Genomic DNA, 24927 nt, shown 5'->3' on the forward strand with positions numbered 1-24927 from the left:
TTGTGCCTGTCCAGGGTCGATGGGCCGCGATGACATCGATCGGTCAGCCCTAACGATGAAGACGAAGGGCGGCCTTGCCGCCGCCTTTTTACTGACGCTGACGGGACCCGCACTCGCGCAGGACCAGCGGCCGACGGGCTACCCGCGTTCCGCCAATGAGCGAGGCGATCAACCGGTGACCGTCTCGGTGGTCTACACTGGCGATCTGCGCAGCAACTTGGCGGGAGGTGTCAGGCGTGGAACACGTTACCTCGACAATCTCGATCTTCAGGTCGCGCTGGATGCCGACCGGTTGGTCGGGTGGCACGGTGCACGGATGTTCGTGTACGGGATCTACAACAACGGCACCTCGATCTCGCGGCTGGTGGGCGACGTACAGGCGATCTCAAACATCGAGACCAAGGTTCGCGCCACACGCCTGTTTGAGGCGTGGATCGAGCAGGATGTGGGTGCCAGTGGATCGATCAAAGCCGGCCTCTACAATCTCAATTCTGAATTCGACACGACGGAAAGTGGCGGTCTCTTCCTAATCTCGTCGCATGGCATCGGTGCCGATATCGCGCAGACCGGTCGCAACGGTCCGTCGATCTTCCCGGTCACCTCACTCGCCGTTCGCGGCGAGGTGAAGCTCGGCGAACATTGGCTGGGACGCATCGCGGTGCTCGACGGCGTTCCCGGTGATCCGACGCATCCCAGACGCACCGCGATCGAGCTGTCCGGGAAGGACGGAGCGCTCTTAATTGGCGAAGTCGACTACCTAAGGGGCGGCACCAAAGCTGCAGTCGGCGTTTGGGGCTATACCGCCCGCTTCGATCGGTTGCATCCATCCGCCACGCAGGGCCGTGGCAACAAGGGCGTCTATGCCTTCGTAGAGCAACGACTTGTCGGAACACGAGCGGACGATGCCGCAGGGTTGGCCGGTTGGCTGCGGTTCGGCATCGCCGACAGGCGCTACAATCCGATCGGCAGTTATCTCGGTGGTGGTCTCGTCTACACGGGGCTCACACCCAACCGCAGCGACGATCAGCTTGGATTGTCGTTCGCCTCCGCCAGCTTCGGCAAACGATACAGACGCAGCAGGCGCGGTGCAGGAGAGAGCATCAGCGACCGTGAGGTCGTGATCGAGGCGGTCTACAATGCCATGGTCGCACCGTGGCTGAGCATTCAGCCCGACCTGCAATATGTGGTGAACCCGGGAGGCGATCGTCGACTGAACGATGCCGTTGTGGTCGGCTTGCGCTTCAAAGTTGGAAGCTGATAGCGGAAGGGCGACCGTCTGACTTCCGATAAGGATTTAGTTGTCTGCGCCCTCCTTCAAGAGGTACAGCTTGTTGCGCTTATCCTGAATTTCGAGCGTCTCGTAAGTCCCGCCTTTTGCGACATGTGAATGTCGTGTTTTGGTGGGGATCAGACGTTCCTTAAGAGGGCAACGCCGTAAACATCAACTTGCGTTACGCACCACCACGAGTGACACCCAATAAATTGCCCACCAAAGTGCGGGTACGACGAGCAGCCCCGCAAAGCGATGCTGAGAAAAGTTTTTGAAGACAAGAAAGGATAACACCACGGTGCTAAACAGCATCACTGGCTTCGCCAATAGCACCGCAAGCATAATATAAGGGCCAATCTTCGAAGTCGTCTCGGGTGCGTCGAACATCATCGGCGTTATGAGCGCCATCATGGCGGCTTGTGGTATAGCAAGAAGTGCCACCACTCCAACGACTAAAGGAACGACACGCTTCCAAAGCTCCTTTGTATCGCTTCGGTATCCTGGTTCTTCCATCGCTGAAGCTCCTGAAATGTAGACGATAGCTAGCCCAAACCAGGCCCCGGGGCGCGGTCGGCATTTGCCCGCTTAGTGTCCCCTGTGAGGGACCCGTTTACCCACTACAGAATTTTGCGGCAGGCCATATGTGCGGCCAACATCGCAGCAAATGTCGCCTTTTGGGCGACAGCGGAAAGGCGGCTTTCAGGGGCCGCTTTGACGATCGCGAACGTCGCGACGTGGTGGAAAGTCGCCGTCCCAATCCACAAGCTATAGGATGCCGACTGCACCATCGGCCCAGATCGCCAACGCAGCTAAGATGACGCCGCAAACGAGAGACATTCGTAAGACCGACTGGTCAACGAACCGAACAATCAGCTCAATCGCAAAGCCGACAACGGCGAAAATGGCGGCAGCCGCGCTGAAATCCGCACCTGTCCAACGCACCTCGTCGGTGAACAACATGGCGACGGCCGGAAGTAGGAGTAAGCCTCCGAGGCAAGCCCAGAGGGCTAGACGCCAGCGTCCGAGATTAGCTGCGCGAGAAATGGCCGATACAGTCACAGAAGCTCTCCATCGAGGCTAACTTCACATGCGCCTTCGATGTCTGCAAGTGGGCGTAAATGAGCTGCATGGATAGAAAGGAAAGCGGACGCTGGCAGTTAGTGTGAGCCGAACCACACCCCCGCGACGTAGGCTATGCGGCCACCCCAAGTGAGCGCTGTGAAAACTCCGCATACAATCAATGCTGCGTTTCCCAAATCCACCAGCTTGCGGCTCATTCTACTACGCTCCATCATTCAGGTTCTGACAGCGTATTTATCCATTCGAATGTCTGCAAGTGGGCGAATGCAGACTGGCCACTTCGGGTTGTTGTCGATCGGCCGCGCGAACGTCGCTACCCGGGCGGGAGCGGAATGGCCGGAATTGGTGGTTAGCGGACATTAGGTTTACGTCGCTAATAATCCCTTCTACCGTCTGCCTTTGTCGGATGCTGAGATACGACAACCGTCTCCCACCCGTCGTAATCGACCTCGGACCGCTTGACGGCCTCGACTATGATCGGCGTTAGTTCTCGGAATACTGCAAAGTCGACCGGCATCTTACGCGAAAGGACTACCCCGGTCGGATCGTTTAGCCAGTGATCAATCGTAAATTCTCTCGACTTGAGATCGAAAGAAAGCTTTTCAAGCGACCTCTTTTTTCCGTAGAACCAGAAGTCAGTTTTTCTCGCCGTATGCCCATCATCGCCGTTTTTCTGGACATTAGCGATAACTTCTCGATCACCGTTCATCTGAAATTCGAGCGGAGTAGGAGTTAAAAGGCGAACCAATGCGGATCGATCGTTCACTTCTGAGGCATCGCAGGAAAAGCCTCGCACTTGGATCGTTCTAAGTATCTGTGACAGATCAAGCGGGTCACGATGCAAAACGAATATGCGACGCTGACCTTGACCCGTCACGCTCGCGACACGAATTACACCTGACGCAAGTAACGCCGGCTCCTTATCGATGTTGTCTTCTAAGGGGTAAAGGCGCTGTGTACCTTCTGGCATTCCTTGGTCATTCACATTCGGGAGATCGGCCCGGCAGATTATGGCGGTTGCACGCCCATTGAGCAGCAGAGCCTTAGCGCTGGCATTTCCCGCTTTGACAACAACCACCAGCGGCTTGCCGTCGGACGCCACACGGTCGTAGATCATCCAACGCTCGCTCTTTGCGGAAGCAGCCTTGTCTGCCTGCGCGCTGAGAGGGTGCGAAATGGACGAGAGACCAACTAACAAGGAGGCAATCCGTTTAATCACGCCAGGTTCCCAGATATTCCTCGTTCAGGTCCAGTGTTCGTAGCCAGTAGCGAAGCGGCTATCAACGCCCGCTTGTGGGCGTGAGCGGGCTGGCTGATCCTGCTGGAGAGCGGACAATCGCCCTAGCTCGAAAGCTGAGTTGATCCGTCCGACAAATGCCACTAGTTCCGCAAAAATGCCCACCGAAAAGCGATCAAACATAGTCCGCAGTCTAATTGTGGCTTTCGGGATTGGGGGGGCATTTATATTCGCCGTTGAGCCCGTGACTAATCGCCCGGTTCCCGATTGGCTGATTATACTCGCCGCCCTCAGCATAGTAGTAGATTGTGCTTTAATCTACTCGATCTTTCTTGATGTACGTGACTCTGGGGCAATTAAGCCAAATACCCCTTTAAAGTCGAAGTATTTTACTCCAATAGCTTTCACCCTTATCCTGTTCCAGTCATCGTTGCTTCTCTTGTCATTTGACAATCTACAACACGCACTATTAAATTATTCACTTATAGCATTACCAATTTGTTTCGGCATCTTGTGTGGGCAGCGCGCGTTAGATTCTGGCGTTCGACCAGCTGTGACTTGGTTGATGGCGCTAGCTGCGTACATAATTCCAGTATCATTTCTAATCTTGCACCCACCGCAAACCGCTATTTCAAAGCTTGCCGTCTTGTCGCCACTGCTCTTTGGGCTACCAGTGCTTGCAGCATGGTTGGCAAGGCGTGCCTCTTGCATAAGCGCCGATCGTTGACCGTATGCAACGGCCGGAACTGGGCGTCAGCGGTCGTTCGTCGCGATTGGCTCTGGGACGTACGGAGTTGGCAGTTAGCGGACTTTCGGCCGGTGAGGTAAGAACGGTCTATGGTCGACCGCACGATGCTCCAATTTGATTACGATCAGGCCCACGGGCACGCTGCAATTGCAGTGCTGGGCCGACGCGACGGAGCGGTTGGCTGGCAAAGTATTGCTATCGTAATTGACGACCGCGCCCTCATGCTGCGGGTCGATCCCGACACGGATGAGATTGCTGTGGCCCTTGAGGCAGCGCCCGACGTGCACAGCGGTTGGCTCGCCGTCACCGAACTATCCGACCTTGTCGGATCAGTGGTGGGGTGGTGCTGGGTGGGCCGAAATTACCTTGGCTACCTCGACATGTTCACCTTGTCGTTCTCCGGCCTTGTGCCACAGGTGTGCTTCACAGGCGAGGCAGCGACCATCACCATAAGGCGCATCTCGCCAACCTCGTGAACGTCCGCAAGTGGGCGACAGCGGAAAGGCGGCTTTCAGGGTCCGCCTTGCCGATCGCGAACGTCCCTACGTGGTGGTAAGCTGCCGCTCGCGATCCTCGTCTTCCTACTCTGATCGATCGGATCAGGACATTATAGTCAGCCAAGAAATCTGCTCCATCGGTATGTCAGCCAGCCAACCACGGTGGCCAGAACCGGAAGGCCAAATATCAATGCGAGGAACTCAATCCGCTTGTTAGCAAGGCAGTCGGACACCTGTAGATGATCGTGAGGCAGACACTCGCCCATCGTGCTGGTTAGCAGCACTGGCAGACCTATAAGCATCAGAAAGCCAGTAGCGAAGACCCAGCCTACAATTCGGTGAAAACGATTGGGGTCGGGCGTCTTGGCCATCTGCGTCTATGTAGCAGATATGGAAATGTCCGTTAATGGGCGCTTGTCGCCAGGCCGCTCTCCTGCCCAGCAGTGGTCGGTAGGCTTTCAACCCTTCTGAACGCAGAGAGAGCAGCAGAACGTCGCGACCCTATGTAAATTCGGCCTAGCCATTGCGCGCATCAAGCCTTCAAGGGCTAACTCTTCTGAGGCATGGCGAAATCTTGTCAAAAAGCGTATCGACCCACTTCGCTGTCGAGGACCTAGTATTCGAACGCAATGTTACGGATCCGTCTATGTCTGATGTTCGAGTGGTGAGAGTATACTCGAGGCCATCAAGCATAGAAATAATTGTCTGATCGGGAGCAAGGCTAGGCGGCGCAGGAGGGGGCATCTGAATATCCCTCATGCTTTCAATTAAGCTTTGCATGCCAGGACAGGTTGCGCTGTCAGCCCACCGGATATCGGCGACGCCTCGCATAGACTGTGTGACTAAGCGCAATCGGTAAGACGAGTCTCTGCTATCGCTTCGTTTTGCTACCGATATTTCGACGGTCTCAGTGTTTTGGCTGAGGCCGCCACCACGGCTGAACTTTGCCCACTGATGCGGCAGCGGCTCGACAGCCGCAACCTGCAGAAGGGCAATAATCAGCGACACAGAGGTCCCCTCGGCAGCCATTTCGGGAAGATGGCATGCATCCGCGATGTCTGCAATTGGGCGTGAGCGGGCGTCAAACGCCAAGCCATTCAAGGCCACCAGGAAGTTCGTCAGCAGAAAAGTCGATTTGGAGGACGCGCCGATGCGCCGGACGGCTCGCGGCTTCGGAAGCGTGGAGGATTGGCGTTGCATAGAGCCATAAGTCGCCAGCATCAGCAGTACAGACCCGTGTGCCGCATTTGCTAACCACTTGCTCGATGACATCGACAGGAACACGCCCTTCGGCATGCGAACCGGGCGCAATTAGAAGCGGGGCATTGGTCGCGGGAACATCGTCAAGGTGGGCTCGCAGAGTGACCATGCGCGTGAGTAAATCAAAGGGCGGCGCGACGTGCTGCATGCCGCCCTTGATGGTCCAAGGGCCAAAGCCATCCATATCAATCCGCCGCTGCACGCAAATGGTACGGTCTTGATGCCAAGCCAGTGACCAGTTCGTCTCGGCAGTTTTGTCGAAGAAGATTGCTCTCACCGGGCGGCATCTTTGGCCCAGCACATTCGCTGCGATCGAGCCGATTGCTCCACCGCAGGCGAGAAACGGACGGAGGGCTTCAATGCCGCGGATGCGAATACCGGCTTGCTCCGACGGCAGGTGTGCAAGCGCCGCTCGTAAATCGGCCAAGCTGCCGGCTAAAGCGCCCGCAAATAGCTCCGCGCCGTGATCAAAAAACGTAAGGCGGGACTGATCGTGCATCATCACGGCGTCAGCTAAGCCTAAGCGGTGGGCCTTCGCAATGTCTGCTGTTGGGCGACAGCGGAAAGGCGGCTTTCAGGGACCGCTTTGCCGATCGCGAACGTCGCTACGTGGTGGAAAGCGGACTGGCCGGTTTGGAGCAACCGATCGAGGTAAGCAGACTTTCGTTCAGAGGCGCTCTGAAGCCAAGCGCCCTAGAAATCGGTCATTTAGCTTGAAGCTGCGGTTGCGACCCTAAGTCTCGATGACCTGTGCGACAGCCATAGCCGCGACGCTGAGGATTGGTGACATCGTTCTTGGAGGCCGTGTGCGCACCCGCGCGATCGTTGTTCAGGCGAAGACGGGCAGGCCGGTGCAGTTTGAGTGGATGGCAGACGCCCGAGCAAGCTTGTTGGCTTGGTCGGAGAGATGCGGTGGTTCGCTGGCCGACTATGTCTTTCCGAGCCGAACGGATCATGCTCGCCCGCTCAGCACCCGTCAGTACGCCCGGCTAGTCGCGGAATGGGTGGACGTTATCGGGCTGCGCCGCGAAGAGTATGGCACGCACTCGCTTCGCCGTACCAAAGCCTCCATCATCTACAAGGCGTCGGTAACCTGCGCGCAGTGCAGATTTTGCTCGGCCATGCTAAAATCGAGAATACAGTTCGCTATCTGGGCGTCGATGCCGAGGATGCCCTGGCTCTAGCGGAGGGCGTCGAGGTCTAACCTACACCGGCTTCTTGCATGCGTGGGAAGCCGGGCTATTCAAAGGCTCCAAAAGCTGCCGGTCAGCTGCCGCCCACTTGCGGACATTCGAATGGGTAAATACGCTGTTAGAACCTGAATGATGGAGCGTAGTAGAATGAGCCGCAAGCTGGTGGATTTGGGAAACGCAGCATTGATTGTATGCGGATTTTTCACAGCGCTCACTTGGGGTGGCCGCATAGCCTACGTCGCGGGAGTGTGGTTCGGCTCACACTAACTTCCAGCGTCCGCTTTCCTTTCTATCCATGCAGCTCATTTACGCCCACTTGCAGACATCGAAGGCGCATGTGAAGTTAGCCTCGATGAGGAGCTTCTGTGACTGTATCGGCCATTTCTCGCGCAGCTGATCTCGGACGCTGGCGTCTAGCCCTCTGGGCTTGCCTCGGAGGCTTACTCCTCCTTCCGGCCATCGCCATGTTGTTCACCGACGAGGTGCGTTGGACAGGTGCGGATTTCAGCGCGGCTGCCGCCATTTTCGCCGTTGTCGGCTTTGCGATTGAGCTGATTGTTCGGTTCGTTGACCAGTCGGTCTTACGAATGTCTCTCGTTTGCGGCGTCATCTTAGCTGCGTTGGCGATCTGGGCCGATGGTGCAGTCGGCATCCTATAGCTTGTGGATTGGGACGGCGACTTTCCACCACGTCGCGACGTTCGCGATCGTCAAAGCGGCCCCTGAAAGCCGCCTTTTCGCTGTCGCCCAATTGCAGACATTCGCTTGTCTGCTAACAAGGCATATGCCGGTTGCATCACCCCCAATGCTCCCAAGAACTCCATCGCCTCTGTCTCAGAACGAGGTCGAGTTTATTAAGCAAACGATACAACGCTACTATGGAACAGACGCAGTCATTCGCAATTTCGGCCCCGACCCAAATCGTTTAGAGGTCCACGTCGAAACTGACGCGGAAAATGATATGCGGAAGTATGACTGCCTTGGAGTGCTTCTTACGCGCATCGATCGAGCGCAGATTAGCCTCGAAGTTACGAGCCGCGGCGAGAAACCGCGTGGATCTGCAAAGCTCGCATACCGCCAAGGTATGATCCTCTAACCTCCGCTTTCCACCAACTCCGGCCGTTCCGCTTACGCCCAAAAGCGGACGAACGATTGCGGTCTAGGTCTCGGTTGGTTAGCTTCGCCAAGCCTGATCTGAGGAAGCGTTGCGAATGCTCACCGTCTTTACCGTTTGTGCAAACGTCCTGATCTACGGATTTCTGGGCTGGGCCATCGTGGGCTGGTTGGGCCACCGAGGCCATGCTCGTATAGCCGGACTCTTTCTCGCTCTCGGTTTCGCACTTGGGAATTTTGGAGGACATGCGCCTGCGGAGCTCGAGAACGTTCTCCAACTCCGCGCGCTTGGTTCAGTTGTGGGGTTGGGCGCCCTGTCAGCATTGATGTTCTACCGGCGTCGCCGCACCGCTCGATAACGTCTGCCGAACGGCTGCTCACCTCCCCTTCGCGACGTTGGCGACCGGCAAAGCAGACCCCAAAGCCGGATGCACCCGAAGCTCCCAAAGTCGGTCATTCCAGACCGATCTTTCAAACCCAAAACCTGCCACTGTGCTCATGCAAAATCATAAGTTTTGCTCCAGCACTTTGCCCCATGATGCACACCCGCAGATTTTTGCATAAATATCTGTGATATGCGATGCCGTGCGGATTGTTTTAGCTAGCGGCCCATCCGCCCCCCGGCCGCTGTTTCTGCCATTCTTCTTCTTTCGGCCAGCTGCCTGCCAGTCCCTGCCAGTTTTTAGCATACATGACAGTCGTAGGTATTGGCTCGCCGTCTAGAGACGCGCTGCATCGAAGTTTGGTGCTGGTGCTTCTCAGCCAAACTTTCAGTTCACCGTCGCCGAATGACGTAAGCCACGGCTCTTGATATTTTTGCGAGAATCGCATCCTGCCGGTGCTGGCGTGAACTTGCTCACCGTTCACCAGCATCCGCTCCTGGCCCCACAACGTCCAGCTAAAGGCGTTATCCACCTGGATTACGGTGTTGCCGATCTGAAACTCCCAGCGCTGGCCGATCAGCCTCATTTGTCGCTTCCCCTCAACCAAAGTTTTTGACAGCCAAGGCTAGAATGGGTGAGAGCTTGGCAACAAGCTGCAACGTGAGCCTAAGCTTGTCCATCGACCAAAGAGCGGCGGAAACCACGCAACCTGCCGATGGAAAAAACCTAATGCGTTTCCCGTGGGCATCCGACGTCGGATTTGCCAAGGTGAAGTCCCAAAAGCGGCCGGACCGCTCACCACCAGGTTGCGACACGCTCGGGAAAGCAGACTCCAGAATCAGACGGTCGGCAAGCACCCAAAGTCGGTCACTCGGGGCTTGTCCCGCCGATCCTAAAAGCCGAAGTTCGTGATACGAAGAAATCAAAGTTTTCCATCACATGGCGGGCTCAGATTGCGAACTATGGGTCCTGAAGGGTGGTATCGCTCAACCCAGAAAGTCGCCTCTGTGAGTCAAACATACTTGACTCCGAATGTCGCGTATGTTTGACATTCTGCGGAAGCGTAGGGGAAGCAGATGTACGAGTTCACTCACCGGGGGGCCGGGGTCAATTGGGCGGCTTTAGATCAAAAGAGCCGACGCCTTGTGTCTGGGAGTATGGCCAGCGCCGTAGTGGCCGTTATGCCGCTTTTCAAATGGACCGCTGACGTTGCGCGCCGAGTGGGTATCGAGTTTCAGGGCACAATGCCCATTGAAAGCACCGCTGTTTCGACACCTTCCCTCTATCTGCCTGCGGCTTGGGTAATAGGCTTTGCTGCCTTATCTGGCCTGCTATGGTGGCGCATGAGCATCCGGCAGGATGAGCTGTTTCATCGGGTGCAGAACTGGTCGCTCGGCATGAGTGGCGCGTGGACTGCCGCTGCCCTTACAGTGTGGGGTCTGTTAGATATGACCGGGATTAGCCCGCCCATACAGGGGCCTGCCCCCCTAATCCTGTTCTCAGCACTCACGATCTTTTTCGGCCGGACGGCTGCGCGCAAATGGGCGTCCTAACTCGACTCCCGGAACACCGGGCTGAATCGAACTTCACGCAAGCTGGATTGGCAACGCTCGTTGGCGTTTCCAGACAAACCATCAACTCAATCGAGACAGGTCGGTTCGAGCCTAGTTTGTCATTGGCGCTCAAGCTGGCTCATCTATTCAACGTCCCCGTAGAGAACCTTTTTAGCCTTCCGGAAAATTAAACATCGGCGGTACTGCTATTGTGCTGATGCAAAAATCACGGATTCCGCGTCAGCCGAAGAACGGCAGGAAACCCAGGGCTCTAGCGATGAAAGGCACTTAGGCACCTGGAATACCCTTTCGGTCAGTTTCCTGGGGTCCGGCCTTCAAAACGGAAGGTCCGCTTTCCACCAAACCCGGACATTCCGGGGCCGATCGCGTCGAATGACGCCCAATAGAGAACAATCCGCAGGCCAGGGGTGACCGCAGGTCATGTGTCGGATAGGTGAGACAGCTAATGGCGATCGAAAGTCGATCAGTCTTCAGGAGAGTGTTCGTGCTTTTTCACACCATGGTCGGATCGAACGACATTGAACGGTCCAAGCGCTTCTACGACACGGTGCTCGGCACCTTGGGTGCAGGAGAAGGGACGCGGAACATCGCCGACAGCGGCCATATCCGTCTGATCTACAATAACGGCAACGGGACCAACTTCATCGTTAGCCAGCCGATCGACGACGAACCGGCAAGCGTCGCCAACGGCAGCACCGTCGCCTTTTCCTGCGGCTCGCCCGAGCAGGTGAAGCAATTTCACGATACCGCCGTTGCCGCGGGCGGAACTTCGATCGAAGCTCCGCCCGGACCGCGCGAAACTGCCTCCATGGGCACAATCGAACTGGCCTATTTTCGTGACCCCGATGGCAACAAACTGTGCGGAATTCATTTTCCCGCCTGATTGGTCTGGCACGGGTCGCCTTCTGACCACAACGGACCTTGATCGTGCGATCCCGCGAATGTCCGCTTTCCACCACCTATTGCCGTTCCGAACGTCGCAATCTGGTGGAATGCGGACCGTCCGCTTTGGGAAGGCAGACGGTGGTTAGCGGACGTCGCCAGACGCTGCTGCCTTTCCCAAAAAGGATCCAATTTCGGGAATGTCTGGGTTGGGGAGGAAGGCGGACCTTCTGCTTTGGAGGCCACACTCCAGGAAACCGACCAGTGAATGGGTATCCTAGATGCATAAATTTATTGTATCGCCGTAGCCCTCGGTTTCCTGCCGTCTTGGGCTGATTAGAAATCCGTGAGTTTTGCATCACGGTTTCGGAAGATCGGCTCTTCGCTAGCGCTTGGGTTTAGACCGGCGCCGCAGATAGTCCCACGTCCGCACGCCATAATCTGGATCAGAAGGCTCCAGTAACGACGCATCGAACCTGTCCCCCGGATGCCGGCCCTTTTGGATCATGCGTGCGAGGTATGACGCGTTCTGCGCAGGCGATGAGACCAAGTAATATACAGCCATTCCGGCGCTTAATATCGCCAAAGTTCCCAAAGCGAACAGCAAGGGCAGGAAGGGTTCACGAGACCTCATCGGTAGCATGTTCACGACCGGCTCAACCTGTTGCCGAAAGGCGCAACTCAAGCCAACGATCAATGCTAAACCGACGGATATTGCCGCTAAGCGGCCGGCATCTCGAATTTTGAGGTCTTGATACCGCATGGTCCCACCATGCCGAAGCTGCACAACGCCTGCAATGGGATGACTGCTACTCCCTCGGCTGAGGCGAACTCGCTGATGCAAAACTTTTGATTTTTGCATCACGGAGTTGTCGGTTTGGAGAGCAACGGACCGGCTGTAATTATCAGATCGATGCGATCGACTTCAAGAGATGAGTTTAAATAAAGCACTAATTGAAAATGCGATTATGATTGAGACAATGAACTGAACAGGCAAGCTTGCAAACCAAGCAAAATAGATATCTCCGTTTCCTCCACCAGCCCCATGTTTGTTTATTTCCGAAATGCAGTATAGTAGCCCTAATACTGGTCCTATCAGCCCCGTCAGAAAAAGGCCTTTTGGCATTTTGTAGTTTAGGTCTAGACCGGAAAAAAGTATTGTAACTATAATTGTTACTAGAGCCCAGACGAATGCTGTCATTGCGTCACCTTACCTTCCCGGCAAACTTTATTCAGCCCGCCAAAGCGGCCACAACCTAATAGTTTAAATTAATGAATGACCGGTTGTGGGCGTTCCTGACGTTGCAAAGGGACCCCTTTTGCGACGCGGCCCGTGCCAGCTTCGATTCTCGAAATAGGATGGTGTTTCGGGAATATCCGGGTCAGCTGAATGCCGAGACAGGCAAGCGTCTGCGAAGCCAGTCGGCAATCTTTGCTGCTTCTGGAGCGTTGACATGAGGAGCTAGATGGATCGTCTCGGCACCGTAGTCGAAGCGGACGGCACCCCATTGTTGCTTCGTATAAGGCACATATTGGGCTCCGTCAGCGTCGTCTCCGTCCCAACGGGTCATATCTATCCGCAGATTAGTGATCATCCCGGTGCTGTACCGCCACGTGCGGGCAACGGGGCCAGCACGTCTCGTGATGGCCAACTCGCCTTGATAGACCCGGATGATGTCGACACCGACAAGTTGCCCCAGCAGCAAAAGCGTCGTGCCGCCTAACACGAGCAACCAAAGGACAAGCCAGACTGGTGTCATCGCGTCCTGAAGGTGATTAATTACCACCTTGCCCCCACCCCAGGCCCAGAGGAGTATCCAGGTACTCAGGAATGCCGACCCGAACCATGCCCTTTGCGCTGGGAGGCGAAGATGCTCAACGCCTTCTTTCCACTCGATACGATATGTCGGTCGACCGGCTTCCACAACGCTCGCATCTAACCCATGAACTGAGTTCCGTTATGGGTGCCAGCGGTTAATGCCGAATGAGCGTCATAACAGCTACTTCCGCTAATGGGCTGGTAGCGCCCGATCCGGCATTCTCGATTTGGATGGCAATTGGGGATAGCCGGTGCGTTGACCGAGGGCGGTACGACTTGGCAGCAAACCGGCTGCCTTTCCCGATGTCTGCATGGGGCAGCAACGATTCTGGCCGTAGTTGGCGTCGGACCGGCGGATGAAGTATCGGTCGAGTCTCTTAGGAGGCTGACTCATGTTCTTCATGCCGTTGCTGGCCGCGCTCAGCCGTTGCGCCTCACTCCTGCTATGTCCGACCGATACAGAACTGATCGACGCGCTGTTGGCCGATGATACCGCGATTAAAAGGGCTGTTGCTGATGAGGCTCTCCGGAAGGGGGAGGTCGTCCTATTTCATCTCTCACAGGGAGTTTGGCGGATACAGGATGTGAGTTGCGGCGAACGAGAGCCTGGTAACCTGCCAACTATAACATGCCAATTTACGGCTCGTTATGCAGCCCGTGACGTTTCACAGATCGCGCGATTAAGAAAGCAGAACGGTAACTGGCGTATCGTTGAGGCGCATCCCGTAGAACTCAGTTACCGTTGATCTCGTAATTACCCATACAGCGGTTTTGGACGTTCCCCGCCTTCTCACTAGTATCAAATTTCGGTAATGTCCGGTATAGAGAATATTACGGACCAGATCTTACTCGTGTCGCGATCTATCATCCTGAAATAGATGGTTAATCAGGTTGCTTCTTAACTTAAAAAAGTCATGGCCCACGTCCCAGAATGGCTTTCCTTCGTCGTCGGATTCGGCATCCCACTTTATTCCATTGCGGAACTCCATCGACATGGGAATCATCATCATCCGGTCAATCCGAGTAACATACTGCCGTGTGCCCTGCTTTGAGGATAAAGAGATTCGATACCCGGCTGATCCTGGTAGTGACTGTACGTTAATCGATGTGAAAATGGTCGAGGCTTTGTTGACACAAGTGTCCTGCTTCTGCTGCAGACTGTCTATGACAACACGGCTCGGAGTCGTTGACGTGGGATACCCGGCATCTATCAAGGCTGTGTTCAACGCTATAACGGTGTCGTTGGCAAAAGCCCCGGCAGTCCAAGGCATCATCTCCTCGCCTGATCGCCGAACGCTCGCTATAGTTGCCTTATCCGCGTACCCTTTAATACAAAACTTGGTTCCCGCATCAACGACTAACTTGTCTGATCTTAATATTCTGATTGGACTTTTAGTGGCACGAGAATAGTTCATATTATTAATCGGTGTAGCCGTTGCAGCGTGAGCGAAATTTGGAATGACCAACTGAAAGATGGATATTCCATTCAGAATCAGCATCCAGTTTCGACGAACTGTCATATCGGCCCCTTATTTGCATTCCCGCGCCAGGCACATTCAAACTTGCTCTCATGTCGCTCGAATATCCAGCTTTGGGCGCTTTCTGGCGATCTCACCCGTCTCAAAAAATGGTCAAATATCATGAACGGCTGGGTTTGGTGGGAAGCTGCCGTGGCGTTTTAAGCTATTAGTGGATCAACATGCTTTGGCTGTGACATTTCCGTTGGATTGACCAAATATGCACACCACTCCGGTAATCCTACTGTCGGCACCGTAGATCCGACCGTCTCCGTCCTGAGGAAGGCCTAGCAAAGTAGAGGAAGCGCGATGTCTTTCATGTGGGGCGCGACCTTAGTCTTAATGGTACCAACCGTTTCAGCCTTGATAGTAGCGATAGCCGTCAAAAGCCTTATGCCCCAATCAGTGTTCTGGATTGTGGCCTTGATGTTGCCGATTTCTGCGATCATCGGAGGCCTGGCCTTGTTTATCTACTTTCTCAACGCGCCCTTAGCGGAGGCGGGCGGTAATGGCCCAGCATTCTTTGGAGTCTTGTTCATCATAATCTGTGTTCCGCCGATCCTGGTCTTTGCCGGAGCGGTTTCAGGGTGGGCAGCCGCCAGTATCTTGCGACGCATCCGGGGCAATTCAGATGAAGCGTAGTCGTATAGCTTTCCGGTCCGATAGCTGCCGATCGGTTTCAGGTAGGTCGGGCCAATTGCCAGCATCGGAACGACGATGGTGGGCAATACCAGCCGCGCAGGCGTTCCCACAAACGAACCGCCAGCGAGATAGCTGTCGTCTTTCGATCGGTACCGCGCCTCATGTACCGAGCTTTTCTCAAAATACGTTCTCAAAAACACTTTCTCCAAATTGCGCAGTGAGATGGCATTATGAGAAGGCAGGGCGGCTCCGATGGGGCGACCGCAATGAACCAGGAGTAAGGCACCATTGATCCCGGCCGAGGCCCCTCCCCTTCCCACGCCCTTCCTCTTCCAAAGTCGTGCGAATGATTGAGATGCAGCCGGTACGGTTTAGCTATGCGCCAAGCGCACCAGCTCCGGGCGGGTCTGTTTTACGTGAGAGAACGACGTATAGATTTCTGGTCGAATTGCCCGTCTGGTCCGGCTGAAGTCTTAACCAAGAAGGACCATACGGAACCCAATCAAACGGCACCGTTGAACCTCCTTGCAGGGTAACAAGAAGCGTCTCTCCCTCGAAAGCGCCCAACTAGGCGATGTGGCGCCTAGAAGGATTTTTCGTGTTGAATCGGGCCTCAACGACCATAATTGGGGACTTTCCTGCCTGACAGCTTTCGGGATCGGAAGGATCGAAAGCTGCCACTCTACCCGGTGTCACAACCCTTCGGTTGTGACACCTTATGAAGCTTTAGCGATGCCCGGTAGATTGGTAGTCTTCTCGATGGGCAGCCAAGCTCGCGTTGAGGTGTCAGATGCCGACTTCTGTGATCGATCGACTAGGTTTGTCTGTCCCCCTCGTTCAGGCCCCGATGGCAGGGGTATCCACACCGGCCCTTGCGGCCGCGGTATCCAACGAAGGCGGCTTAGGGTCGATCGGCGTTGGCGCAACCGATGCTATCGGCGCACGCGGCATGATCGAGGAGACGCGCGCGCGGACCGGTCGAGCGTTCAACGTCAACCTGTTCGTTCATGGCACCGCCAATGCGGATCCTGTCGGGGAAGCCGCTTGGCTCGACTGGCTCGCGCCGGTTTTCGCGGAGTTTGATGCCAAGCCCCCCGTGGCACTTCGAACGATCTACAAAAGCTTCGCCGACGATGCCGACATGCTGACGATGCTGTTGGAACTAGCGCCGCCCGTTATCAGCTTTCATTTTGGCTTGCCCTCAATTGAGGTCATCACGGCGCTGCGCGAGCGGGGCGTCGTGATGATGGCCACGGCCACCAGCCTGCACGAAGCCCGTGCGATCGAGGCGGCTGGCATTGACGCGATTGTCGCACAGGGGATCGAAGCTGGCGGCCATCGTGGTGTGTTCGATCCCGCCGCGCCAGACGACGCGCTCGGTACTGTCGCACTGACGCGGCTTCTGGTGCTCAAGACCAGACTTCCGGTGATAGCGGCGGGGGGCATCATGGACGGTGCCGGGATCGCCTCGGCGCTCAATCTGGGCGCAGTTGCGGCGCAGCTCGGCACCGCCTTCATTGCGTGCCCCGAGAGCGCTGCCGATGACGCCTATCGTGCCGCGCTCACGGGGCCAGGCGCTTACCACACGACCCTGACGTCGCTCATTTCGGGCCGATCCGCTCGGACGCTCGCCAACCGGTTCACCGGACTTACGGCTACGGTTGGCGATCTCCGGCCCCCTGATTACCCTATTGCGTATGATGCCGGTAAAGCACTGCACGCGGTCGCCAAGGCCAAAGGAGAGCATGGTTTCGGTGCTCAATGGGCCGGGCAAAGCGCACCGTTAGCGCGGGCGATGCCGGCGGCCGAACTGGTCCAGGCGCTTCGAGCAGAGTGGGAGAGCTGTCGGGGCAGGCAATGAGGACAGTCGCTTTGCTCAGCCATCCCACTCTCGCGTCCCGTTGAACCTTCATTTGCGGGAAGGTGCGCGTGGTCAGGCAGGGTCGGACATCCTGCGACTATGCAGATGCTCCAGTGGTGATGAGAGCAGCGGCGAAAGCTGATTTACGACGCGCGTAACGTTCGGATGGACGGCATGCGAGGCCAGCGCAGCCTCCGATGCCCAACCGTCGAGAAGTACGAACGTGTCGGGACGGTCCCGCTCCTGATAGAGATCATAGTAGAGGCAACCGGCTTCCCCTCGCGCCGGCGCGACAAGCTCCAGGAGCAGTTCGCCGACGCGGTCCCGATGCTCAGGCTGGGCATGTACGGTGCAGACGATGTGAATTTCGTCCTGTTTGCTCGTCGTCATCGATCGACCTTTCGTTGCTGATTCAGACATCAGGCCTTGCCCGCGTAGACGCGGGTCATGCCGCCATCGACGACGAGATCGATGCCGCGCACGTACTTGCTGGCATCGGATGCCAGGAAGACCAGGGCGTCACCCATTTCGCGAGAGGTGCCGACCCGGCCTGCCGGGATCTCCTTCGACACGCGCTCGACATACGCATCGACGTCCGCCGGGCTCATGCCCTGCTCGTCGCTATATCCTTCGGTCGGGACGACGCCGGGGCTGATCGTGTTGACCCGGATGTCGCGGTCCTTGAGGTCGGTCGTCCAGCTCCGCGCCAGCGAGCGGACCGCGGCCTTGGTGGCGGCGTAAACCCCGAAGCCGGGCAGACCCATGTCGGCGGTGATCGAGGCATTGAGGATCACCGACGCGCCGTGGCTCAGCACGCCGAGCATCGACTGGACGGTCAGGATCACGCCCTTGAAGTTGACGCCGATCTCCTTGTCGATCTGCGCCTCGGTGAGGTCGGGGAACGGCGTTGCATGGCCGAGGCCCGCATTGGCGAAAAGAATGTCGAGCTTGCCGTGGCGTTGCCTGATTTGTTCAGCGACAGCGGTCATGTCGGTCTTGCTCGAAGCATCGGCTTCGATCCCGATCGCCGAACTGCCGAGGCGGGTCACGGCGGTATCGAGCGCTTCCTTGCCGCGGCCTGTGATGTAAACGAACGCGCCTTCCTCAATCAGTCGCTGCGCCGAGCCGAAGCCGATGCCCTTCGATCCGCCGGTGACGAGCGCGATCCGGCCCTCCAATACGGGGGTGTTCATGATGCAATGTCCTTGTGAGACGTGTGGGAAGCGGGCGGCGCGAGGCGCGCCGCCCGGATGCGCTTAGCGGTCGATCGTCGCCTGCATGGCGGGCGTGTAGCGGTCGCCCGTCACCGGGACCTGCGCCAGCAGATCGCCCAGGGACTTCAGATCGTCCGCGGTCAGATCAACGTCCGCACCGCCCGCGTTCTCTTCCATGCGGTGCTTCTTCGTGGTGCCCGGGATCGGCACGATCCAGGGCTTCTGCGCAAGGAGCCAGCCGAGCGCGACCTGTGCCGGCGTCGCGGCCTTCGCCTCGGCGATCTCGCCGATGCGCTTGACCAGGTTGGCGTTGGCCTCCCGCGCTTCGTCCTGGAAGCGTGGCAAATTATTGCGGATGTCGCCCTCTGCGAACTTGGTAGCGGTGTCGATCTTGCCGGTCAGGAAGCCCTTGCCGAGCGGGCTGAAAGGCACGAGGCCGATGCCAAGCTCGTCGAGAACCGGGAAGAACTCATCCTCCAGCTCACGGCTGAACATCGAATACTCGCTTTGCAGCGCCGCGACCGGCTGCACTGCATGGGCGCGCCGGATGTTGGCGATGCCGGCTTCGGACAAGCCGAAGTGCCGGACCTTACCCTCGGCGATGAGGTCCTTCACCGTACCGGCGACATCCTCCATCGGCACGTTCGGATCGACGCGGTGCTGATAGAACAGGTCGATCACGTCCGTCTTGAGGCGCTTTAGCGACTGCTCGGCGACAAGGCGAATGCGGGCCGGGCTGCTGTCGAGGCCGGCGGCCGAGCTTCCGTCCTTGAAGCCGAACTTCGTCGCGATCACCACCTTGTCGCGGAACGGCTGCACCGCTTCGCCCACCATCTCCTCGTTGGCGGCGCCATAGGCCTCCGCGCTGTCGAAGAAGGTGATGCCGCGGTCATAGGCGGCGCGGATCAACGCTACTGCGTCCGACGTATCAGTCGCCGGGCCGTAGCCGAAGGTCAGGCCCATACAACCCAGACCGATCGCCGAGACTTCGGGTCCGTTGCTTCCAAGAATGCGGGTTTTCATCATGATCGCTTTCCGGCCCGTGACGGGCTCATCCATGCGGTTCGATGGATGTGAAATAGCCTTTCGGACCTATCAGGATTAGACATGAAAGCATGCAAGAGGATATGAGCATTGCTCATGAAACTCGCGTTATCGCACATCCGGCCTCCCGATACGCGGCCCGTTTATGGCGCGTGAGAACCTCAACGATCTGGTCGCGTTCGTTGCGGTAGCACGGGAGCGCAGCTTCACGCGGGCGGCGGCTCAACTCGGCGTTTCACAATCCGCACTAAGCCATACTCTCCGGGCGCTTGAAGAGCGCATCGGCGTTCGCCTGCTGACGCGCACCACAAGGAGCGTGGTGCCGACAGAAGCCGGCGATCGGCTGCTTGCCACGGTGGGAAACCATTTGGACGGAATCGAGGCGGGATTGGCGGAGCTGGGCGAGCTGCGCGATAAGCCGGCCGGCCATTTCCGCATAACGTCCACCGAGCATGCAGCGGAAACCCTTTTGTGGCCCGCCATGGAGACGATCGCCAACTCATATCCCGACATCACACTGGAGATCGTGATCGACGTCGGCCTGTCGAATATCGTGACCGAGCGGTACGATGCTGGCGTGCGGATCGGCGAAGCGATCGAGAAGGATATGATTGCCGTCCGCATCGGGCCTGATCTTGAGATGGCCGTCGTCGGAACGCCCGCCTATCTCGAAGCACGCGGCCTGCCCGAAAGCCCTCAGGACCTTGTAGGTCACAACTGCATCAACCTGCGCCTGGTTTCCGCAGGAGCCCTTTACGCGTGGGAGTTCGAGAAGGACGGACGACAGATCAACGTGCGTGTCGATGGCCAGTTCACGTTCAATACCTCAGGCCTGATCCGCAAGGCCGCCCTTGCCGGTCACGGTCTGGCGTCCATTCCCGTTGACCAGGTTCAGGATGATCTCGCCTCCGGCAGGCTGGTGCGCGTGCTGGCTGACTGGTGTCCGCCGTTCTCGGGCTATCACCTGTATTATCCGAGCCGACGACAAAACTCCTTGGCGTTCCGTTTGCTGGTCGATGCGCTGCGCCTCAGGAGCTAGTCTGCGACAGAATTTCGCTCAAAGATCGAGAGCCTTCACAGTGCGTATCGGGACGGCTTGGTTGAAGGTGATGGCGTGCAACAAATAACAGCCGAAGGTGTCAGAACCGGTCGGTTGTGACACCGGATCGCATCATGGTCTCGCTACCGTAAGCGTTTGAAGGACGCGCCCTTGCTAATCTTGTTCAGTATGGGGTGCTTAGTGAATCAACGAGGTGATCCACAATCGCCCTGACCTTTGCTGAAAGTTTGGGACCAGCCGGGAAGATGGCATGGATCTCGGCTGGCGCGAGCTGCCAGGCTTCGAGCAATTGGGTGAGCTGTCCGGTCCGTAGTTCATCGCCTGCCATTACGCGGGTCGCCAGTGCGATACCCATGCCCGCGACCGTCGCTGCCAGCACGCCTGGCGCTGAGTTGATCGAAAGCTTTGCGGAGACGTCGACAGCAGTGACGGTCTGATTGCGCGTGAAACGCCAACTCTCGCGACCGAACAGGCCGTGCTGGATGATGCAGGCATGTCCCGCGAGTTCGGCCGGATCGGCTGGCGAGCCACGCAGGCGTAGATAGGACGGCGCCGCAATCACCAGTCGTTCGACCAAGGCCAATTTGCGGGCACCGAAGCTGGAATCGTCCAGCGGTCCGACGCCGACCCGTATGGCGATATCGACACCGTCGGTGACGAGGTTCTGGCGTGTGTCGCTCATGACAATCTCAACTCGAAGGTCAGGATGCCGTTCGAGAAACGGTGCCAGGGCCGGGATGATGGCGCGCGTGCCGTACATCACCGGCATCGCAAGGCGGATGACCCCGTGAAGCGAATCCAACCCGCGGGTCGCCTGCTCGGCCTCCTCCATTTCTGCAAGCAGACGTCGCGCGCGCCCCAGATACAGGGCGCCAGCATCCGTCAGAGAGACGCTGCGTGTTGTGCGCAGCAGCAGCGTCGTGCCCAGCCGCGCCTCCAACGCACTGACGATTCGGGATACCGATGGCTGCGAGAGGCTGAGTTCACGCGCTGCGCGCGAGAGGCTGCCACTTTCGGCCACGCGGGCGAACACCGCCATTTCCTGCCAACGATCACTCATTTAAATTCCGAATATATGTTGTCCGCAAATGACCCATACCCCGACGATCTCAAATAACATACTTAGGAGGCAGGCCGGACGGTCAGTTGGTGCTGATCATCGGTACTGACAGAGGCATCGCCGCCACTAGTCGTACCCCCTCTTGCAAGGACTCTTCCTATGTCGATCAAGATCTATGGCGACCCTGGTTCGGGCAGCCTGCGCCGTGTCACGTCTGCTGCGGCGATCATGGGCCTTCCCATCGAGCGGGTGAACATCGACCTGTTCAAGGGCGAGAGTCACACGGCCGACTTCCTGGAGCTGAACCCTCATGGACTGTCTCCCGTCATGGTAGACGGCGATGTTGTCCTATACGAAGCGTCCGCGATCAACCTCTACCTTGCGGACAAAGCGGGCGGCCAGCTGCTCGGTGTCACGCCGCGCGAGCGCTACGAGGTGCTACAATGGATGTTCTGGTCGGGCGAGCAATGGCGCGTCTTTGCGACCCTCACGTTCGACGAGCGCATCGGCAAGCGCTTTATGGGTCAGCCTGAGGATGAGAGCATCACAGCGCTGACGTTTGCCAAGATCCGCGCCGCAGCAGCCGTCCTCGATGCCCACTTGGCAGAGCGACAGTTCGTGGTTGGCGATCAGCTGACCCTGGCCGACATCGATATCGCTGCACCCTTCTCGCAGAACGAGCGGACCAAGGTGCCGTTCGATGAATATCCCAATCTCGTTGCTTGGCAGCAGCGATTGCTCGCGACGGTGCCGGCCTGGGCCGAGACGAAGCGGGAAGTCGATGAACGCATCGATACTGCGCTTCAGGGCGCTGGCATCGGGCTGTGATGCGTGATGCCGCGCGTTCGATAAGCGCGCGGCACCGAAGCAGAGGGACAAGCGCATGAAGATCGATCTGACCGGACGTACCGCCATCGTCACGGGATCGACCGCCGGCATCGGCCGGGCGACGGCGGAAGGTTTGGCACGGGCCGGCGCTGCGGTGATCGTCAACGGTCGTACGCAGGCGAGGGTCGATGGAGCCGTGCGTGAGATGCGCGTCGCTTTCCCCGGAAGCGACATTTCCGGCATCGCCGCTGATCTGTCGACCGCTCAGGGTGCAAGCGCCTTCATCGGGGCCGCCCCGGAGGCTGACATCCTCGTGAACAATGTCGGTACGGCGTTTCTCCGTGATTATAAGGGCATCGAAGACATCGCTGCCATCCCCGATGCGGATTGGCTGGGGCTGTTCCAGCTCAACGTGATGAGCGGTGTACGGCTCTCGCGCCACTATCTGCCGCGCATGGTAGCCAGTGGCTGGGGCCGCGTTGTGTTCGTGAGCAGCGAGTCCGCAGTGAACACGCCCAAGGAGATGCTCGATTACGGCATGACCAAGACGGCACAGCTCGCCGTTTCGCGCGGCCTGGCTGAGGCGGTTGCGGGCACCGGCGTCACCGTCAATGCCGTGCTTCCAGGACCGACCCGATCAGAGATCCTCGGTGACTATGTTGCGAAGCAGGCCGAAGCGAACGGCATCACAGCCAGTCAAGCTGAACAGGATTTCCTTCAGGCGCTGCGCCCCACGACCCTGATCGGGCGCTTTGCCACCACCGACGAGGTCGCCAACATGATCGTCTATGCCTGCTCGGAACAGGCGTCCGCGACCACAGGTGCGGCCTTGCGCGTCGATGGTGGCGTGGTGCGCTTCGTCGCCTGATCCAATCTCCAGCCCGAAGCGCCAATTCATCTTCGACCCGACACGGCGTCACGTCGAACCGGCCTGATATCCTGGCCGATGCCGACCGACGTGCCGGAGCGATGCCCCCTCGTTACAGGAGAAGCACCATGTCCAAGCTCAATGGAAAGATCGCCGTCATCACGGGCGGTAGCAGCGGTATCGGCCTTGCGACCGCCCGACGCTTTGTCGATGAAGGCGCTTACGTGTTCATCACAGGCCGCCGCATGTCCGAACTTGAGAAAGCCCGGGACGTGATCGGCCGCGACGTATCGATCATCCAAAGCGACGTCGCTAACCTCAACGACCTCGACGCAGTGTTCGCGCAGGTGAAGGCCGAGAAGGGCGTCATCGACATTGTCGTCGCAAACGCCGGCTTCGTTGAACAGTCACCGATCGAAGCGGCCACTCCGGAGCATTTCGACCGGACGTTCGGCATCAACGTGCGCGGTGTGTTCTTTACCGTGCAGAAGGCGCTGCCCCTGATGACCCGCGGCGGTTCAATCGTGCTTGTAGCGTCCGGATTGCACCTGAAGGGTTTTCCTGCCCACTCGACCTATTCCGCCAGCAAGGCAGCGGTGCGCTCGCTGTCGCGGACCTTGGCGGCAGAACTTAAGGATCGTGGCATTCGCGTGAACACGCTGTCCCCCGGTGCAGTCGACACGCCTATCATCGAGAGCCAGTTCGAGACTCAGGAAGAGGCGGATGGTGCACGCACGGCCTATGCCCAGATTACGCCGCTTGGACGCCTCGGCAAGCCGGAAGAGATGGCTGCTGCGATGCTGTTCTTGGCGTCCGATGATAGCAGCTTCTCTACCGGTACGGATCTGATCGCCGATGGTGGGATTACGCAACTCTAGGTGTCAAAACCGGCCGGTTTTGACACTGCGGACGCGACCACGGTTTCCATGGGTTTCCATGGGTTTGCGTGTGTCAGAACCCCGGTTCAGAATGTCAGCTTCCAAGACCGGCAACTTGCCTCCGCTACGTCTGCCTTTGGGTCGGTTGCTGACAGAGCGGCGTGCAATCCTTCCCGTGACCACGTTCAGTAAACGGCCAATCACGGCCGTGGAGACGAACGATGGGACACGCACAATATGATCCTGCCACGCATCGCCGCCCTGTGTGGAATGCGGGCAAGACAGTCGGCACGAAGCGACCGCTGACGCAAAAGCAAATCTGGGCCGTTCGCTTCTTCTTGGATCGGGAGTGCCGTCTCCGCGACAGGGCGCTCTTCGACCTGGCGATCGACAGCAAGTTGCGAGGCTGTGATCTCGTAAAAATCAAGATCGGCGACCTCGTCTCCGGGGCTGATATTAGAACCCGGGCGATCGTTACACAGCAGAAGACCGGACGCCCTGTCCAATTCGAGCTTACGGCCGATGTCAGAGCAAGCCTTCTCGCGTGGCTCGAACGCCGAGGTGGTAGCGTCCAGGACTACGCATTTCCGAGCCGCGTCGACCACGCGGGGCACCTCAGCACGAGGCAATATGCTCGTTTGGTGGATGAGTGGGTCGACGCGGTCGGACTTCGCCGCGCCGAATACGGGACGCACTCGCTTCGTCGCACGAAAGCGTCGATGATCTACAAGGCCTCCGGCAATCTCCGGGCGATCCAGATCCTGTTGGGCCACACGAAGATCGAGAACACTGTAAGATACCTCGGCGTGGACATCGAGGATGCCCTGACCCTCGCAGAACGCACCGAAATTTAACATTGGGGCGGCCCATCTGACGACGGATGGGTCGTTCCTATGCCCG

Annotated in this window: 26 protein-coding genes and 1 pseudogene; 14 read left to right on the forward strand and 13 right to left on the reverse strand. The window is 57.8% G+C overall.

Annotated elements, in window-relative coordinates:
• The first annotated feature begins 55 nt into the window (after positions 1 to 55).
• Entirely contained in the window at positions 56 to 1258 is a 1203-nt protein-coding gene (locus IFT87_RS17925; protein WP_192191451.1) for a carbohydrate porin, read from the forward strand.
• 183 nt (positions 1259 to 1441) lie between these two features.
• Here the strand turns inward: IFT87_RS17925 and IFT87_RS17930 are convergent, their stop codons facing one another.
• The 3 genes from IFT87_RS17930 to IFT87_RS20935 all read right to left on the reverse strand — a co-directional run bounded on the left by IFT87_RS17930 (position 1442) and on the right by IFT87_RS20935 (position 3569).
• Positions 1442 to 1783 carry a hypothetical protein gene (locus IFT87_RS17930; RefSeq protein WP_192191452.1) on the reverse strand — a complete coding sequence of 114 codons (342 nt, stop codon included), beginning with the start codon at positions 1781 to 1783 and terminating at the stop codon, positions 1442 to 1444.
• A gap of 252 nt (positions 1784 to 2035) precedes the next feature.
• On the reverse strand, positions 2036 to 2230 hold the full coding sequence (locus IFT87_RS17935; protein WP_192191453.1) for a hypothetical protein: 195 nt from the start codon (positions 2228 to 2230) through the stop codon (positions 2036 to 2038).
• 493 nt (positions 2231 to 2723) lie between these two features.
• The gene (locus IFT87_RS20935) at positions 2724 to 3569 is read right to left on the reverse strand and encodes a ribonuclease E inhibitor RraB (RefSeq protein ID WP_192191454.1); all 846 of its coding nucleotides are present in this window, start codon (positions 3567 to 3569) and stop codon (positions 2724 to 2726) included.
• Positions 3570 to 4424: 855 nt separating this feature from the next.
• Between IFT87_RS20935 and IFT87_RS17945 the strand changes: the two genes are divergently transcribed.
• Positions 4425 to 4811, forward strand: coding sequence for a DUF6334 family protein (locus IFT87_RS17945; protein WP_192191455.1), 387 nt, complete (start codon positions 4425 to 4427; stop codon positions 4809 to 4811).
• Positions 4812 to 4948: 137 nt separating this feature from the next.
• Here the strand turns inward: IFT87_RS17945 and IFT87_RS17950 are convergent, their stop codons facing one another.
• Positions 4949 to 5203 carry a hypothetical protein gene (locus IFT87_RS17950; protein WP_192191456.1) on the reverse strand — a complete coding sequence of 85 codons (255 nt, stop codon included), beginning with the start codon at positions 5201 to 5203 and terminating at the stop codon, positions 4949 to 4951.
• Positions 5204 to 5913: 710 nt separating this feature from the next.
• Entirely contained in the window at positions 5914 to 6594 is a 681-nt protein-coding gene (locus IFT87_RS17955) for a phytanoyl-CoA dioxygenase family protein (protein ID WP_183936859.1), read from the reverse strand.
• A gap of 271 nt (positions 6595 to 6865) precedes the next feature.
• Here IFT87_RS17955 and IFT87_RS20575 point away from each other — a divergent pair.
• Positions 6866 to 7296 (forward strand): annotated as a pseudogene (locus tag IFT87_RS20575) (tyrosine-type recombinase/integrase); the annotation flags it as partial.
• A 453-nt stretch (positions 7297 to 7749) separates the two neighbouring features.
• Entirely contained in the window at positions 7750 to 7944 is a 195-nt protein-coding gene (locus IFT87_RS17960; RefSeq protein ID WP_192191453.1) for a hypothetical protein, read from the forward strand.
• Between the two features lie 1050 nt (positions 7945 to 8994).
• On the opposite strand, the gene IFT87_RS17965 is transcribed toward IFT87_RS17960, so the two are convergent.
• Complete coding sequence (locus IFT87_RS17965; RefSeq protein ID WP_192191457.1) at positions 8995 to 9366, reverse strand: hypothetical protein; 372 nt, start codon at positions 9364 to 9366, stop codon at positions 8995 to 8997.
• Between the two features lie 954 nt (positions 9367 to 10320).
• Between IFT87_RS17965 and IFT87_RS17970 the strand changes: the two genes are divergently transcribed.
• Positions 10321 to 10524: a helix-turn-helix transcriptional regulator gene (locus tag IFT87_RS17970; RefSeq protein WP_082441315.1), complete on the forward strand. Its 204-nt coding sequence runs from the start codon at positions 10321 to 10323 to the stop codon at positions 10522 to 10524.
• Positions 10525 to 10838: 314 nt separating this feature from the next.
• Positions 10839 to 11237, forward strand: coding sequence for a VOC family protein (locus IFT87_RS17975; RefSeq protein ID WP_192191458.1), 399 nt, complete (start codon positions 10839 to 10841; stop codon positions 11235 to 11237).
• A gap of 924 nt (positions 11238 to 12161) precedes the next feature.
• On the opposite strand, the gene IFT87_RS17980 is transcribed toward IFT87_RS17975, so the two are convergent.
• Together IFT87_RS17980 and IFT87_RS17985 are read right to left on the reverse strand one after the other, a co-directional pair.
• Complete coding sequence (locus IFT87_RS17980) at positions 12162 to 12437, reverse strand: hypothetical protein (protein WP_192191459.1); 276 nt, start codon at positions 12435 to 12437, stop codon at positions 12162 to 12164.
• A gap of 181 nt (positions 12438 to 12618) precedes the next feature.
• Entirely contained in the window at positions 12619 to 12996 is a 378-nt protein-coding gene (locus IFT87_RS17985; protein WP_192191460.1) for a hypothetical protein, read from the reverse strand.
• A 451-nt stretch (positions 12997 to 13447) separates the two neighbouring features.
• Between IFT87_RS17985 and IFT87_RS17990 the strand changes: the two genes are divergently transcribed.
• Positions 13448 to 13801 carry a hypothetical protein gene (locus tag IFT87_RS17990; protein ID WP_192191461.1) on the forward strand — a complete coding sequence of 118 codons (354 nt, stop codon included), beginning with the start codon at positions 13448 to 13450 and terminating at the stop codon, positions 13799 to 13801.
• Positions 13802 to 14497: 696 nt separating this feature from the next.
• Positions 14498 to 14737 (forward strand): hypothetical protein, encoded by a 240-nt coding sequence (locus IFT87_RS17995; RefSeq protein WP_192191462.1) that lies wholly within the window; start codon positions 14498 to 14500, stop codon positions 14735 to 14737.
• Positions 14738 to 15042: 305 nt separating this feature from the next.
• On the opposite strand, the gene IFT87_RS18000 is transcribed toward IFT87_RS17995, so the two are convergent.
• Positions 15043 to 15423 (reverse strand): hypothetical protein, encoded by a 381-nt coding sequence (locus tag IFT87_RS18000; RefSeq protein ID WP_192191463.1) that lies wholly within the window; start codon positions 15421 to 15423, stop codon positions 15043 to 15045.
• A 581-nt stretch (positions 15424 to 16004) separates the two neighbouring features.
• On the opposite strand from IFT87_RS18000, the gene IFT87_RS18005 reads away from it, so the two are divergent.
• On the forward strand, positions 16005 to 17075 hold the full coding sequence (locus IFT87_RS18005) for an NAD(P)H-dependent flavin oxidoreductase (RefSeq protein ID WP_192191464.1): 1071 nt from the start codon (positions 16005 to 16007) through the stop codon (positions 17073 to 17075).
• A gap of 72 nt (positions 17076 to 17147) precedes the next feature.
• Here IFT87_RS18005 and IFT87_RS18010 read toward each other — a convergent pair whose 3' ends face one another.
• From IFT87_RS18010 to IFT87_RS18020, 3 genes are all read right to left on the reverse strand, one after another.
• Positions 17148 to 17465 carry a putative quinol monooxygenase gene (locus tag IFT87_RS18010; protein ID WP_192191465.1) on the reverse strand — a complete coding sequence of 106 codons (318 nt, stop codon included), beginning with the start codon at positions 17463 to 17465 and terminating at the stop codon, positions 17148 to 17150.
• Positions 17466 to 17494: 29 nt separating this feature from the next.
• Entirely contained in the window at positions 17495 to 18268 is a 774-nt protein-coding gene (locus tag IFT87_RS18015) for an SDR family oxidoreductase (protein WP_192191466.1), read from the reverse strand.
• 63 nt (positions 18269 to 18331) lie between these two features.
• Complete coding sequence (locus IFT87_RS18020; protein ID WP_192191490.1) at positions 18332 to 19312, reverse strand: aldo/keto reductase; 981 nt, start codon at positions 19310 to 19312, stop codon at positions 18332 to 18334.
• 166 nt (positions 19313 to 19478) lie between these two features.
• Between IFT87_RS18020 and IFT87_RS18025 the strand changes: the two genes are divergently transcribed.
• Positions 19479 to 20372, forward strand: coding sequence for a LysR family transcriptional regulator (locus IFT87_RS18025; protein ID WP_056422376.1), 894 nt, complete (start codon positions 19479 to 19481; stop codon positions 20370 to 20372).
• 184 nt (positions 20373 to 20556) lie between these two features.
• On the opposite strand, the gene IFT87_RS18030 is transcribed toward IFT87_RS18025, so the two are convergent.
• On the reverse strand, positions 20557 to 21453 hold the full coding sequence (locus IFT87_RS18030) for a LysR family transcriptional regulator (protein WP_192191467.1): 897 nt from the start codon (positions 21451 to 21453) through the stop codon (positions 20557 to 20559).
• A gap of 159 nt (positions 21454 to 21612) precedes the next feature.
• Here IFT87_RS18030 and IFT87_RS18035 point away from each other — a divergent pair, with 159 nt between their 5' ends.
• From IFT87_RS18035 to IFT87_RS18050, 4 genes are all read left to right on the forward strand, one after another.
• Positions 21613 to 22281 (forward strand): glutathione S-transferase family protein, encoded by a 669-nt coding sequence (locus tag IFT87_RS18035; protein ID WP_192191468.1) that lies wholly within the window; start codon positions 21613 to 21615, stop codon positions 22279 to 22281.
• A gap of 55 nt (positions 22282 to 22336) precedes the next feature.
• Positions 22337 to 23149: an SDR family NAD(P)-dependent oxidoreductase gene (locus tag IFT87_RS18040; RefSeq protein ID WP_192191469.1), complete on the forward strand. Its 813-nt coding sequence runs from the start codon at positions 22337 to 22339 to the stop codon at positions 23147 to 23149.
• Between the two features lie 128 nt (positions 23150 to 23277).
• On the forward strand, positions 23278 to 24027 hold the full coding sequence (locus IFT87_RS18045) for an SDR family NAD(P)-dependent oxidoreductase (protein WP_192191470.1): 750 nt from the start codon (positions 23278 to 23280) through the stop codon (positions 24025 to 24027).
• A 221-nt stretch (positions 24028 to 24248) separates the two neighbouring features.
• The gene (locus IFT87_RS18050; RefSeq protein ID WP_192191471.1) at positions 24249 to 24881 is read left to right on the forward strand and encodes a tyrosine-type recombinase/integrase; all 633 of its coding nucleotides are present in this window, start codon (positions 24249 to 24251) and stop codon (positions 24879 to 24881) included.
• The last annotated feature ends 46 nt before the right edge of the window (positions 24882 to 24927 follow it).

Origin of the sequence: Sphingomonas sp. CFBP 8765 (assembly GCF_014841445.1) — a bacterium.
GTDB lineage: Bacteria > Pseudomonadota > Alphaproteobacteria > Sphingomonadales > Sphingomonadaceae > Sphingomonas > Sphingomonas aerolata.

What these genes read in the sequence shown, in the direction of transcription:
- IFT87_RS17925 (WP_192191451.1), top strand. Translation starts at nt 56, where the DNA reads ATGAAGACGAAGGGCGGCCTTGCCGCCGCCTTTTTACTGACGCTGACG.
- IFT87_RS17930 (WP_192191452.1), bottom strand. Translation starts at nt 1,783, where the DNA reads ATGGAAGAACCAGGATACCGAAGCGATACAAAGGAGCTTTGGAAGCGT.
- IFT87_RS17935 (WP_192191453.1), bottom strand. Translation starts at nt 2,230, where the DNA reads ATGTTGTTCACCGACGAGGTGCGTTGGACAGGTGCGGATTTCAGCGCG.
- IFT87_RS17945 (WP_192191455.1), top strand. Translation starts at nt 4,425, where the DNA reads ATGGTCGACCGCACGATGCTCCAATTTGATTACGATCAGGCCCACGGG.
- IFT87_RS17950 (WP_192191456.1), bottom strand. Translation starts at nt 5,203, where the DNA reads ATGGCCAAGACGCCCGACCCCAATCGTTTTCACCGAATTGTAGGCTGG.
- IFT87_RS17955 (WP_183936859.1), bottom strand. Translation starts at nt 6,594, where the DNA reads ATGATGCACGATCAGTCCCGCCTTACGTTTTTTGATCACGGCGCGGAG.
- IFT87_RS17960 (WP_192191453.1), top strand. Translation starts at nt 7,750, where the DNA reads ATGTTGTTCACCGACGAGGTGCGTTGGACAGGTGCGGATTTCAGCGCG.
- IFT87_RS17965 (WP_192191457.1), bottom strand. Translation starts at nt 9,366, where the DNA reads ATGAGGCTGATCGGCCAGCGCTGGGAGTTTCAGATCGGCAACACCGTA.
- IFT87_RS17970 (WP_082441315.1), top strand. Translation starts at nt 10,321, where the DNA reads ATGGGCGTCCTAACTCGACTCCCGGAACACCGGGCTGAATCGAACTTC.
- IFT87_RS17980 (WP_192191459.1), bottom strand. Translation starts at nt 12,437, where the DNA reads ATGACAGCATTCGTCTGGGCTCTAGTAACAATTATAGTTACAATACTT.
- IFT87_RS17985 (WP_192191460.1), bottom strand. Translation starts at nt 12,996, where the DNA reads ATGACACCAGTCTGGCTTGTCCTTTGGTTGCTCGTGTTAGGCGGCACG.
- IFT87_RS17990 (WP_192191461.1), top strand. Translation starts at nt 13,448, where the DNA reads ATGTTCTTCATGCCGTTGCTGGCCGCGCTCAGCCGTTGCGCCTCACTC.
- IFT87_RS18005 (WP_192191464.1), top strand. Translation starts at nt 16,005, where the DNA reads ATGCCGACTTCTGTGATCGATCGACTAGGTTTGTCTGTCCCCCTCGTT.
- IFT87_RS18010 (WP_192191465.1), bottom strand. Translation starts at nt 17,465, where the DNA reads ATGACGACGAGCAAACAGGACGAAATTCACATCGTCTGCACCGTACAT.
- IFT87_RS18015 (WP_192191466.1), bottom strand. Translation starts at nt 18,268, where the DNA reads ATGAACACCCCCGTATTGGAGGGCCGGATCGCGCTCGTCACCGGCGGA.
- IFT87_RS18020 (WP_192191490.1), bottom strand. Translation starts at nt 19,312, where the DNA reads ATGAAAACCCGCATTCTTGGAAGCAACGGACCCGAAGTCTCGGCGATC.
- IFT87_RS18025 (WP_056422376.1), top strand. Translation starts at nt 19,479, where the DNA reads ATGGCGCGTGAGAACCTCAACGATCTGGTCGCGTTCGTTGCGGTAGCA.
- IFT87_RS18030 (WP_192191467.1), bottom strand. Translation starts at nt 21,453, where the DNA reads ATGAGTGATCGTTGGCAGGAAATGGCGGTGTTCGCCCGCGTGGCCGAA.
- IFT87_RS18035 (WP_192191468.1), top strand. Translation starts at nt 21,613, where the DNA reads ATGTCGATCAAGATCTATGGCGACCCTGGTTCGGGCAGCCTGCGCCGT.
- IFT87_RS18040 (WP_192191469.1), top strand. Translation starts at nt 22,337, where the DNA reads ATGAAGATCGATCTGACCGGACGTACCGCCATCGTCACGGGATCGACC.
- IFT87_RS18045 (WP_192191470.1), top strand. Translation starts at nt 23,278, where the DNA reads ATGTCCAAGCTCAATGGAAAGATCGCCGTCATCACGGGCGGTAGCAGC.
- IFT87_RS18050 (WP_192191471.1), top strand. Translation starts at nt 24,249, where the DNA reads ATGGGACACGCACAATATGATCCTGCCACGCATCGCCGCCCTGTGTGG.